This is a genomic window from Bizionia saleffrena (assembly GCF_008086175.1).
GTDB classification, from domain to species: domain Bacteria; phylum Bacteroidota; class Bacteroidia; order Flavobacteriales; family Flavobacteriaceae; genus Bizionia; species Bizionia saleffrena.
On sequence record NZ_VSKM01000007.1, the window covers coordinates 30,200 to 42,575 of the forward strand.

General features: G+C 35.4%; 11 protein-coding genes. 10 read left to right on the forward strand and 1 reads right to left on the reverse strand.

Annotated features, from left to right (window positions below; genetic code table 11):
- From ES676_RS07920 to ES676_RS07965, 10 genes are read left to right on the forward strand one after another with little or no spacing between them, the layout of a single operon-like run.
- Entirely contained in the window at positions 1 to 1,194 is a 1,194-nt protein-coding gene (locus ES676_RS07920) for a beta-ketoacyl-[acyl-carrier-protein] synthase family protein (protein ID WP_148369933.1), read from the forward strand.
- Complete coding sequence (locus ES676_RS07925; protein WP_148369786.1) at positions 1,194 to 2,213, forward strand: beta-ketoacyl synthase chain length factor; 1,020 nt, start codon at positions 1,194 to 1,196, stop codon at positions 2,211 to 2,213. The genes ES676_RS07920 and ES676_RS07925 overlap by 1 nt, the downstream gene beginning before the upstream one ends.
- Complete coding sequence (locus ES676_RS07930; RefSeq protein WP_148369787.1) at positions 2,210 to 2,974, forward strand: polysaccharide deacetylase family protein; 765 nt, start codon at positions 2,210 to 2,212, stop codon at positions 2,972 to 2,974. The genes ES676_RS07925 and ES676_RS07930 overlap by 4 nt, the downstream gene beginning before the upstream one ends.
- Positions 2,964 to 3,593, forward strand: coding sequence for a LolA family protein (locus ES676_RS07935; RefSeq protein ID WP_148369788.1), 630 nt, complete (start codon positions 2,964 to 2,966; stop codon positions 3,591 to 3,593). Before ES676_RS07930 ends, ES676_RS07935 begins: the two co-directional genes overlap by 11 nt.
- Before the next feature lie 8 nt (positions 3,594 to 3,601).
- Positions 3,602 to 3,973 carry a hotdog family protein gene (locus tag ES676_RS07940; protein WP_148369789.1) on the forward strand — a complete coding sequence of 124 codons (372 nt, stop codon included), beginning with the start codon at positions 3,602 to 3,604 and terminating at the stop codon, positions 3,971 to 3,973.
- Between the two features lie 35 nt (positions 3,974 to 4,008).
- Positions 4,009 to 5,208 carry a DUF2062 domain-containing protein gene (locus ES676_RS07945; RefSeq protein ID WP_148369790.1) on the forward strand — a complete coding sequence of 400 codons (1,200 nt, stop codon included), beginning with the start codon at positions 4,009 to 4,011 and terminating at the stop codon, positions 5,206 to 5,208.
- Complete coding sequence (locus ES676_RS07950; RefSeq protein WP_170234439.1) at positions 5,201 to 7,639, forward strand: MMPL family transporter; 2,439 nt, start codon at positions 5,201 to 5,203, stop codon at positions 7,637 to 7,639. The genes ES676_RS07945 and ES676_RS07950 overlap by 8 nt, the downstream gene beginning before the upstream one ends.
- Before the next feature lie 5 nt (positions 7,640 to 7,644).
- Positions 7,645 to 8,529, forward strand: coding sequence for a cupin-like domain-containing protein (locus ES676_RS07955; protein WP_148369792.1), 885 nt, complete (start codon positions 7,645 to 7,647; stop codon positions 8,527 to 8,529).
- Positions 8,522 to 10,204, forward strand: coding sequence for a C45 family autoproteolytic acyltransferase/hydolase (locus tag ES676_RS07960; RefSeq protein WP_148369793.1), 1,683 nt, complete (start codon positions 8,522 to 8,524; stop codon positions 10,202 to 10,204). The genes ES676_RS07955 and ES676_RS07960 overlap by 8 nt, the downstream gene beginning before the upstream one ends.
- Positions 10,201 to 11,490 (forward strand): phenylacetate--CoA ligase family protein, encoded by a 1,290-nt coding sequence (locus ES676_RS07965; RefSeq protein ID WP_148369794.1) that lies wholly within the window; start codon positions 10,201 to 10,203, stop codon positions 11,488 to 11,490. The genes ES676_RS07960 and ES676_RS07965 overlap by 4 nt, the downstream gene beginning before the upstream one ends.
- A 2-nt stretch (positions 11,491 to 11,492) precedes the next feature.
- Here the strand turns inward: ES676_RS07965 and ES676_RS07970 are convergent, their stop codons facing one another.
- Positions 11,493 to 12,290, reverse strand: a complete 798-nt coding sequence (locus ES676_RS07970) for a universal stress protein (RefSeq protein WP_148369795.1) — start codon at positions 12,288 to 12,290, stop codon at positions 11,493 to 11,495.
- Positions 12,291 to 12,376 lie beyond the last annotated feature (86 nt).

The window sequence follows — 12,376 nt, forward strand, 5'->3', positions numbered from 1 at the left end:
ATAAACTCAAAAATCGCAATTACCGGAATGGGAATAATTTCGGCAATTGGCAATTCTGTATGTGAAAATCTAGAGGCTTTATTAGCTTCAAAATCTGGTATTTCGTCCCTTTCATCACTGCAAACGCATCACGCTAATTCTATAAAAGTTGGCGAGGTTAACTTAACGAACACCCAACTTAGCGACGTTTTGAACCTTCCTAAAAACAATGCGTTCACACGAACCGCTTTATTAGGATTACACGCGGCTAAACAGGCGTTGTTAAATGCAAATATCACCGATGTAAACGCATATAAAACAGGTTTTATCTCTTCGACTTCGGTTGGCGGAATGGATAAAACAGAAATGCATATTAAAGAGTACTGCTCTAATAAAGAAGCTCAAAAATATATTAACAGTCATCATGCCGGCGATAGTACTCAGAAAATGGCAGATGCTATTGGCATCACCGGTTTTGTGACTACAATTAGCACCGCTTGCTCATCGGCAGCAAATGCAATTATGTTGGGTGCACGATTAATAAAAGCAGGCACTTTAGATCGTGTTATTGTTGGTGGTGTAGACCCACTTTCGAAGTTTACTATTAACGGCTTTAAAACCTTAATGATTCTTTCCGATTCTAATTGTCGTCCTTTTGATGCCAACCGCACTGGTTTAAATTTGGGTGAAGCCGCCGCTTATTTGGTCTTAGAATCTCAAGAAATTGTAGACAAAGAAAATAAAAAAGTGTTGGGCTATTTGGCAGGTTACGGCAACGCTAACGATGCTTTTCATCAAACGGCTTCGTCACAAAACGGCGAAGGGGCTTATTTAGCGATGCAAGACGCTTTAAAAAAAGGACATTTAGTGCCTTCAGATATTAGTTATATTAATGCACACGGCACAGCAACAGCAAACAATGATATAACGGAAAGCATTGCTATAAGACGTGTTTTTGGAAACACTGTTCCCGACTTCAGTTCTACTAAAGCATTTACGGGTCATACACTGGCAGCAGCAGGAGCAATTGAGGCTGTCTATGCCGTTTTAGCCCTTCAGGAAAACGTTATATTTCCTAATCTAAATTTTAAAACGCCAATTGCAACGACTCATTTACATCCAGTAACGACTGTAAAAAGAAAAGAGATTCATAACGTGCTGTCTAATTCTTTCGGATTTGGTGGCAATTGTTCAACTTTAATTTTTTCAAAATAATGAAAGCCTGTTACATTCATAGCGCAGTTTCTATTTCGGCTCAAAATACGTTTGAAACGGACTTAAATCTTTCAGAAAGCAACCCTATAACTTCAAAAAAAGCAAACGCTAATCACCCACAATACAAAACATATATTGCACCTGGAGCGTTACGCCGTATGGCCACAGGAGTAAAAATGGGCGTTACCGCAGGTAAAAAAGCATTAGAAAAAGCAAATATTACAAATCCTGATGCCATTTTAACGGGTACTGGAATGGGCTGTATTGAAGACACAGAAAATTTCTTGAATGCCTTAATTGCAAACGACGAAGCGTATTTAACACCAACATCTTTTATACAATCCACTCACAATACGGTGGGTGCGCAAATTGCTTTGGCCTTACAATGCAACGCCTATAATAACACGTATGTACACGGCGCTTTATCCTTCGAATCGGCATTGTTAGACGGTCAATTATTAATTAAAAATGACGACTCCCGGTCTGTTTTAGTAGGAGGAATCGATGAATTAGGAAAGGAGTTTATAGATTACACCCTACTAGTAGAAGATAAAAAGCACGGCGTACAGGTCCCGTTTAGTGAAGGTGCCTCCTTTTTTGTATTATCTTCAGAAAAGCAAGAAAAAGCCATTCAGCTTAATGACATAAAAACATTTAGCAACATTACAGAACAAGAGGTGCCCACAGTTTTAAATGAGTTTTTAGCTGAAAACAATTACAAACCCAAAGACATTGACGCTGTAATTTGTGGTAATAATGGCTCTGTTTATGATTCTTATTATTCTAAAGCTCGTGCTATTTTTCCAATAACAACGTCTCAGTTACATTACAAACATCTTTTCGGCGAATATTTTACGGCATCGGCTATGGCGCTATATTTAGGTGTTTACATCTTAAAAAACCAACAAATTTACGATACGTTAATAATAGGAGATAATTCTAAAAATTCCATAAAAACCATTTTGCTATACAATCAATTTAACGGTCGAGATCATAGTTTTATCTTGCTCTCACTATGATAAATTTTAAACTATACGTCAGTTTTTTTTCACTATTTTGTTGCCTTATTATTGTTTTTATAACCTTAGAACTTATTTCTATTTGGTGGCTCGTTTTATATCTATTTTTTGGTTTTATAATACTAGGCATCGCCTCTCTTACAATGCGTTGGGATTGGTTTACAAAAGCATTTATCCATCTTAAAACCACAAAAAAAGTTATTGCTATCACCTTCGATGATGGTCCGAATCCGGAATTTACACCACAAGTATTAGCGCTTTTAAAACAATACAACGCCAAAGCTACTTTTTTCTGTATTGGGCGGCAAATAGAAAAACATCCAGACCTTTTAAAAGCCATTACAATCGATGGCCACGCTATCGGGAATCACTCGTATTCACATAGTAAAACGATTGGTTTTAGCACTAAAAAATCGTGGTTAAAAGAAATAGAACGTACCGATGCACTCATTAAACAAACTACCGGGAGACAAACCAAACTATTTAGACCGCCCTTTGGAGTTACAACACCGCATTTAGCATCGGCTTTAAAAACGACGAACCATACTTGTGTAGGATGGAGTAATCGCTCATTCGACACTTTTTTTAAATCTCCAAAAACCATTTCGAAACGTGTTTTAAAACGGATTAAACCCGGTGGAATTATATTATTACACGACAACCAAGTAACCTGTATTCCTGTTTTGGAACACATATTGCAAGTGTTACAGTCTGAGCATTACACTCTGGTCACAACTAACGATTTACTCCATGAAAAATAAAATTCTAGTCTTAGTATGTCTCGTATTCTATTTTACGCTGAACACCCTTTCGGCGCAAGAAAAACTATCAATTACTGAAGCCCTTGCGTTTAAAAAACAAGTGAAGCATACTGCTAAAAAAACGACAAGTATTGTAAGCGGTTTTATACAAGAAAAACACTTGAGTATTTTAGAGAACACGATTATTTCCGAAGGGATTTTAAAGTTTAAAGCTCCAAACAAAGTACTTTGGGAATACACGAAACCTTACGAAAACACCGCTATCTTTAAGGGAGATAAACTATTTGTTTCTAATGAAGGCAAGACCGCTGAAATTAATCTAAACTCGAATAGATTATTTAGAAGCTTAAACGCCTTAATTGTTAATAGTGTAAAAGGTGATATGTTTGATGATGAAGAGTTTGCCATTACTTATTTCAAACATCCCAACGGTTTTATGGTTACGTTTCAACCTAACAATAAAAGATTAAGTAAATTCATCAATACTTTCGAGCTTCAATTCTCTAAAAATGGGGAAGTGAATAGCGTAAAGTTAATTGAGCCTAATGCCGATTTTACGACCATTTCCTTTATTAATAAACAGATAAATGTTCCGGTTCTTAACGCTGCCTTTTTATAAAAACCCCTATGTTATTTTCAGATTTCTATACTATTTTAGACGCACATAAAACCAGCGCTTTTTCGTTTGGAAACTGTGTAGAATTAAATAAAAATCACAGTATTTTTAGCGGTCATTTTCCAGAAAACCCAATTACTCCTGGTGTGATAATGCTTCAAATTATTAAAAACAGTTTAGAACAAGCGCTGCAGTGTAATCTTAAATTACAAGCGCTTTCTAATCTTAAGTTTCTTCAAGTAGTAGACCCGAATAGAAATAATATCCTTCATTTTCAGATGGATATTAAAAAAGAAAATGATATCATTAAGATAAAAAGTAGTAGTTCTTTTCCAGACCACACCTTAGTGTTAAAATGTAATGCTACATTTGTAAAATATTAAATGGCACCGTGCCCGTCGCTAGCAAGAAATTATAAATGAACTTAGATACCGTAAAATCTCATTTTAAAAGTTACAATTGTTGTGTTATTATACCCACGTATAACAACCAGAACACGCTAAAGCGCGTTTTAGATAGTGTTTTAAATTTTACAGATTCTATTATTGTTGTTAACGACGGATCGACTCAAGAAACGTCGGATATTCTTAGTAAATATCCACAGATAGACCACATTAAAAAACCTAAAAACACAGGAAAAGGCACCGCCTTAAAAACAGGTTTTAAACACGCGGTAGACCAAGGTTTCGACTATGCGATTACTTTAGATAGTGACGGCCAACATTTCGCGAAAGATATTCCTGTTTTTATCGAGGCCTTAGCCGCTGCAGAAAATAAAAACCTGCTTTTAATTGGTGACAGGAATATGAATGAAGCCAATGTTTTTGCGGCTAGTGCAAAAGGAAATCGCATATCGAGTTATTGGGTTCGTGCTGTTACCGGCTTGGACTTACGCGACTCGCAATCTGGTTTTAGATTGTATCCTGTTAAGGCGATGGCCGCATTTAGATATTTAAAAAGCACCAAAAAATTTGAGTTTGAAGTCGAAGCTATTGTGAAATCGCATTGGGCAGGTATTTCCATTGGCCACGTACCTATTCACGTACTTTACGACGAAAATGAACGCGTCTCGCACTTTAGACCCTTTATGGATATTGCACGTATTGTCGTGCTTATTATTTGGTTTTTGTTAGTCCGTTTATTTTATATTACTCCGAGAGACTTTTTCAGGAAATTAAAAAAAAAAGGACTGAAACGATTTCTCATTGAGGACTTTTTACAACACGGCGATTCTCCAAAAAAGAAAGCGTTCTCCATTGCTTTAGGCGTTTTTATAGGCTTATCGCCGCTTTGGGGATTTCATACCGTCATCGTTTTGTTTTTAGCCGTAGTTTTTAAATTAAATAAAGTGATTGCTTTTGCCTTTTCTAACATTAGTTTACCACCCTTAATTCCTTTTGTACTCTTAATTAGTCTGCAAACTGGAAATTGGATTTTAGGGAAGCGAACAGCTTATTCTCTGCAAGATTTTACAACGCAATTGGATCTTTTAGATCACTTAGAAACCTATATTATTGGCAGTATTACATTATCGCTTTTAGCAGCGATTTCTTGTGGACTTTTAGGCTATATCGTTTTGTCTTTTTTTAATCAGAAAAAAGAAAATGTTTATGGATAATATATTCATTTCTCTATGTCATTTTTTTAATAAGAAGAAAGTCCTCTTTGCGATTATTATTGCTGTTTTCAGTTTAGTGTTGATGGCAGTGGCATCTCAAATTACGTTTGAAGAAGACATTTCTAAACTAATTCCAGAAAACTCAGAGAACAAACAACTTCAAAAAGTATTACAAACTGCCCATTTTTCAGATAAAATTGTGGTAATCGTAAACCGAAAAGACAACGGCACACTTAATGATTTAACACAATATGCTGAAGCATTTATAGACAGTGTAAATCTGAATTTATCTGAATACACAAAAGCTATTCAAGGACAAGTAGGCGACGATACTATTTTTGAAACTTTAAACTTTGTTTACGAGAATGCGCCTTTATTTTTAACAGATTCCGATTATAAAATACTAGAAAACCGTCGCCAAAAAGACTCAATTTTAAAACGTACCGAAGCGAATTATAAAACCTTAATATCACCTTCGGGGCTTATTGCTAAACAAACTATTGTTAAGGACCCCTTAGGTATCTCACTGCTAGCCGTTAAGCATTTGCAAAAACTTGGCATACATAAAGACTTCCAGCTTAAGAACGGGTTTATAGTTAGCAAAAACGAATCGCACTTGTTACTATTTATCACTCCCCAATACGGATCGAGTGAAACCAATAAAAATGTTGCCTTTGCCAACGGACTTTATAACATTCAAGACGAATTAAATATCAGTTTTTCAGACACTGTTTCTAGCGAATATTTTGGCGGAACCCTTATTGCTGTGGCCAATGCACAACAAATAAAAAAAGATATTCAGCTTACCATTAGTATTGCACTTACTGTCTTAATGATTTTGTTTATCGTCTTTTATAAGAAACTTAGTATTCCGCTTATTTTATTTACGCCGACACTTTTTGGAGGGTTATTATCGGTGGCTATTCTCTTTTTAATTCGCGAGACTATTTCGGCCATTTCTTTAGGGATTGGAGCGATTTTACTTGGGGTAACTCTCGATTATTCGTTACATATTTTAACCCACATTAGAAATAAAGAAGACACGACGGCGCTCTATAAAAGCGTTACAAAACCTATTTTAATGAGCAGTTTAACAACAGCTCTAGCTTTTTTATGTTTGTTGTTTATAGACTCGCAAGCGCTACAAGATTTGGGGATATTTGCCGCCATTAGCGTACTAGGCGCTTCAGTATTTGCCTTAATATTTATTCCGCAAGTATACACCGTTAAAAACAATGCTTCAGCACATCGAAAAACATTTATCGATGCAGTTGCAAGCTATCCGTTTCATCGTAATACATTTATTATTGGCGCCGTTATTTTGTTGTGCATTACAAGCCTATTCACCTATAACAACGTACAATTCAATCAAGACATTTCGAAATTGAATTATATGCCCCCAGCTATTAAAAACGCCGAAAACCGACTTGAAAAACTAACTAATGCCGCTTCAAAATCCTTATATATTGTAACCTATAGCGACACGCTTCAAGTGGCTTTAGAAGCTAACGATAACATTGTAAAGAGATTAACCACTTTAGAACAGCAACAACAAATTAGCAGTTTTAATTCGGTGGGGGCTTTAGTCTATTCTGAAAAAAAACAACGAGAAAAAATTAACCAATGGCAGGCGTTCTGGTCTCCGGAACACGTAGGTTTTACTAAGCAGCAATTAATAACTAGCGGCACACAATTTGGCTTTAAACCCGAAACATTTAATGCGTTTTACCAATTATTAGAAAAATCTTTCACTCCACTAGAACTTAACGATTACAGGACATTAAACACGATTTCTATCGACGACTTTATAGCGAGTGAAAATGGTTTTAATGCCGTATCCTCTTTAGTAACTCTTGAAGACAATCAAGTAGCACGACTTAAAACATCGTTTAAAAACACACCAAACACATTGGTTATCGATCGTCAAGCGATAAATGAAACGCTACTCGGCAATTTAAAAAACGATTTTAACCAACTTATAATATATTCCTTCGCCGTTGTAGTCGTGTTGCTACTGTTGTTTTACAGAAACGTAAAACTGACCTTAGTAACGTGTATACCCATTATGCTAACATGGTGTATTACTATCGGTATAATGGGTCTGTTTTCTATTGAATTCAATATTTTTAATATCATAATTTCAACATTTATTTTTGGTCTGGGCATAGATTATAGTATTTTTATAACGAATGGATTACTCCAAGAGCAAAAAACTGGAATAAACACGTTACCTATGTATAAGACGTCAGTAATTCTATCGGTTATCACTACAATTTTTGGCGTTGGGGTTTTAGTTTTCGCCAAACATCCGGCATTATACTCTATTTCAATTGTTACAATAATCGGAATAACGTCGGCTTTAGTGGTGGCATTTACCATTCAACCAATATTATTTAATGTATTCATATTAAAGAAACGAAGTCTTAATTAAAACCAATGGGAACACTAAAAACCAAACCTATTACTAGAGTTAAGTCCTTGACAAAAGAAGAATTTATAACAGAGTATTATAAAAAACAACGTCCTGTTTTAATTGAGGACTTATCTAAAGATTGGCCGGCATACACTAAGTGGAACCTCGATTACATCCAGAGTTTGGCCGGTGACCAAATTGTACCATTGTATAATAACGAACCTACAAAAGGGAGACAAAACTCGGTGGCGCCCGCTAAAAAAATGAAGCTGTACGATTATATCGATATTTTAAAAACGCAGCCTACCGATTTGCGTATGTTCTTTTACAATGTGCTTCAAAAAATGCCAGAACTCCTTAAAGATTTCAGCTATCCCGACATCGGATTAAAATTCTTTAAAAAATTACCAGTTATGTTTTTTGGTGGGAAGGGATCGAAAGTTCTAGCACATTACGATATGGATTTGGCAGATTTGGTTCATTTTCATTTTCACGGCACAAAAAAAGTGACGCTTTTTGCTCCCGATCAAGCCAAGAATTTATACAAAGTTCCGTTTACGGTTCATAATTTGGAGACGATAGATATGGACAATCCAAATTTTGAAAAATATCCTGCTTTACAATTAGCGGAAGGCATTTCGGTTACAATGAAACATGGTGATGCCCTTTATATGCCAAGTGGCTATTGGCATTACATTACTTATGACAATGGCGGATTCTCTATAACACTACGCGCGTTTCCAAGACAATTTAAACAGTTTACAGAACTTGTAATTAATATCGTTTTTATGCGAACTTTCGAAAACGTGATGCGTAGAACCGTTGGGCAATCGTGGGTAGATTATAAAGAAGAAAAAATGGTGAAACGTGTTAATAAAAAGTATAACAAAACCTATAATCATGGGTAAGCTACAATCGTTTTATAGTCTATGTTTAATCTCTATTTCACTATGTGTTTTAAGCTCTTGTGGCATTAATAAATCGGTTAATAACCGACCAGAAATTATTAAATATAAAACCGTAATACCAGAAAAACAAATCATAAATGATTCTACTTTTTTTGCAGGAAATAATTTCTTAATAAAAAACAAACAAGGCCTTTGGGAATTATATATCGAAGGAAATCCGTTGGAAATAGGCTTAATCACAGGGCTTTTATCAGATAGCTTAATGTATAAACAAGAAGCCATTTTTTTTAATAAAATAAGAGAATTAGTACCTTCTGAAGGTAAACAGAAGTTTTTACGTAAGTTTTTATCGTGGTACAATCGTAAAATGTACAAACATGTTCTTGAAGAGTTTAAAACCGAGATTTATGGACTTTCAAATTATGCCTCTCCCGAATTTAATGGGATCGCACCGCCTTATTTAAGAACACTCTATTTACAAGGCGCACACGATATAGGCCACGCTTTACAAGATTTAGCTCTGGTTGGTTGCACCTCGTTTGCAGCTTGGGGAGAAAAAACAGAGGACAAAAAGCTACTTATTGGACGTAATTTCGATTTTTATGCTGGTGATGATTTTGCTGAAAATAAAATAATTGCCTTTATAAACCCAACTGCTGGTCACCCATTTGTATCGGTAACCTGGGGCGGAATGATAGGAGTGGTTTCCGGAATGAATACACAAGGTTTAACTGTAACTATTAACGCTGGAAAATCTAAAATTCCTTTGGTGGCCAAAACACCAATTTCTATAGTTACACGAGAAATTTTGCAATATGCTTCGACTATAGACGAAGCGATTGCAATTGCAAAATCGCGAGAAGTTTTCGTTTCAGAGTCTATAATGGTGGGAAGTGCCAAAGATAAACGCGCAGTCATAATTGAAGTCTCACCTAAAAAATTTGGTGTTTACGACGTTCAAAATAACAATCAATTGGTATGCTCTAATCATTTTCAAAGCAATACGTATGTTTCAGATAAACGGAATTTAAAAGCTATAGAAGAAAGCCATTCTGCTTACAGATTTAATAGAATGGAGACCCTTTTAAATCAAAATACGACTCTTAATCCAACTCGAGGTGTTTCGATTTTAAGAAACAAAAAGGGACACAATGACCATGCCATCGGGTATGGCAATGAAAAAGCTTTGAATCAGTTATTGGCGCATCACGGTATCGTGTTTCAGCCTGAAGATTTAAAGGTTTGGATTTCTTCAAACCCGTATCAGTTGGGAGAATTTGTTGCTTACGATTTAAATACAGTGTTTAATAACCGCGATCAAAATCCTTCGGCGCAATCACTTCAAAACACATCTTTAAATATTGCTAAAGATCCTTTTTTAGACACCAAAGCCTATGCTAATTATGAAGCGTATAGAATTCTAGAACGTCAAATCGAGCACGCTATCAATAACAATGTATCTCTCGACAACGCTGTATTAAATAAGGCCATCGTATTAAACCCAAACTATTGGAAAGCATACGCTTTGGCGGGCAATTATTACTACAAACACAAAGAGTATAGTGCTGCAGCAGAAGCTTACGAAAGCGCTCTAACTAAAGAAATACCAACGCTTTTAGATACTGAACATATTACAAAATATTTAAAAAAAGCCACTCGAAAATCGAACAAATGATCCCCAAATTAGAAATAGCATCGTTAAGTGAAATCAAATCTCTTCAAGAAAAAAAACTAAGAGAATTAATGGTGTATTTAAACGAAAAATCTCCGTATTACCAAAACCTATTTAGAGCGAAAAATATTGCGATAGATAGCATACAGACACTGGAAGATTTAGCCACTTTACCGTTAACGACAAAAGAAGATTTACAACAGCATAACGACGATTTTTTGTGTGTTCCAAAACACGCTATTATCGATTATGTCACAACTTCAGGTACACTTGGTGATCCTGTAACGTTTGCATTAACAGATAACGATTTGGAGCGTTTAGCCTATAACGAAGCTATTTCTTTTGCATGTGCAGGTGTAAAAAAAGAAGATGTTTTACAACTTACCACCACTATAGATCGCCGTTTTATGGCAGGTTTAGCTTACTTTCTAGGTGCTCGTAAATTAGGAGCAGGAATTATTCGTGTAGGCGCCGGAAGCCTAGAATTGCAATGGGACTCCATTATAAAATTTAAACCGACCTATTTAATAGCTGTACCCTCGTTTTTATTAAAACTGATTGAATATGCCAATGTAAACGGAATTGATTTAAAAAAATCCGGCGTTAAAGGTGCTATTTGCATTGGCGAACCGCTGCGCAACCAAGACTTTTCAGAAAATGTTTTATCAGAAAAAATTAAGGCAAGTTGGGCTATTGACCTATTTTCAACCTACGCTTCAACCGAAATGAGCACGGCGTTTTCAGAATGTGAAATGCAAAATGGTGGTCATCATCATCCAGAACTTATTATCATTGAAATCTTAGATCATAATAACACCCCTGTAACAGAAGGAGAAGTTGGTGAATTAACCATTACCTCACTCGGTATTGAAGCAATGCCATTGTTACGTTTTAAAACAGGAGATATGGTTATTGCTCACACAGAACCGTGTAGTTGTGGCAGAAACACAATGCGTTTAGGTCCTGTTGTAGGCCGTAAAAAACAAATGATTAAATACAAAGGCACTACTTTATATCCACCAGCACTACAAAATGTTTTAAATGAATTTAGCGCCGTTGAGAATTTTGTAATTGAATTGTATCACAATAGTATTGGTACTGACGAAATTTCTATAAAAATAGGAACCAACACCCCAACTGAAGCGTTATTACAAAACATTAAAGATCACTTTAGAGCCAAATTAAGAGTCTTACCAAGTATTGAATATCTGGATATTGAAGATATCCGTGCCCTTCAGTTTCCGAAACTTAGCCGGAAACCCGTTATAATTATTGATAAAAGGCCGTGATTTTATTTTAATTCTTTAAGTACTAAAACCGGCAAGTTAGTTGAATGAAAATCTCTCTTCAAAATAACGTTCTTTTCCCAAAGCTTATTAAAAAAACCGCGTTTACGTCGTACCACACATAACATATCAGGATTGTTTTCTTTATAATGTTCTAAAACACCTTGAAATGTGGTTCCGTTCTCAGACTCGGTCACTGAATTCACTAACGCTTTTAAATCGGTCGTAATATCAAAATCGCCAGGCTTATAAAACGGTGTTTTTACTAGTAGTAAGCTTACGTTTGCTTTAAAATCGTCTTTAATTATCTTCAAAGGATCTAAAGCATCTCCTTTTTTTATAATGGCCGATTTAAGTGCCAATAAAATGGTCTGTATTGGCCTAAACTTATAATCTTCAGGGACTATTAAAGCAGGAATTTTAGTCTGTTTTATAATTTTTCCTGAGGTTTTTCCTAAAAACACTTCATTTTTAGTCGAACTAATTCTAGGCTCTAAAACTATTAAATCAATATCTAGAGAAGCACTAACCAATTCTAAGGTTTCAATTAGAGTCCCTTTAAATGTTTTAGCGACAATATCTACCCCTTTGGTGTCTACTTTAGAGATGTGCTCTTTTAAAAACAGTAAACTTTCACGCTCTAAAATGTCGTCAATTTTAATCATAGCCCCCGCTTTCGAGTAGATATTATAAATTTGAACCACGTAAAGTCTTGCTCCGGTTGCTCTCGCAAAATCTACAGCATATTGTAAGTGAGATATTGCATTTTTCGAGGATCCGACTGGAACTAAGATATTTTTCATAACTATTAATATAACGATTTCGAGAACAAAAATACAGATTATTATCCTAAAAATTTCACACCTTTGCCCTACTCTTAAAATATAAA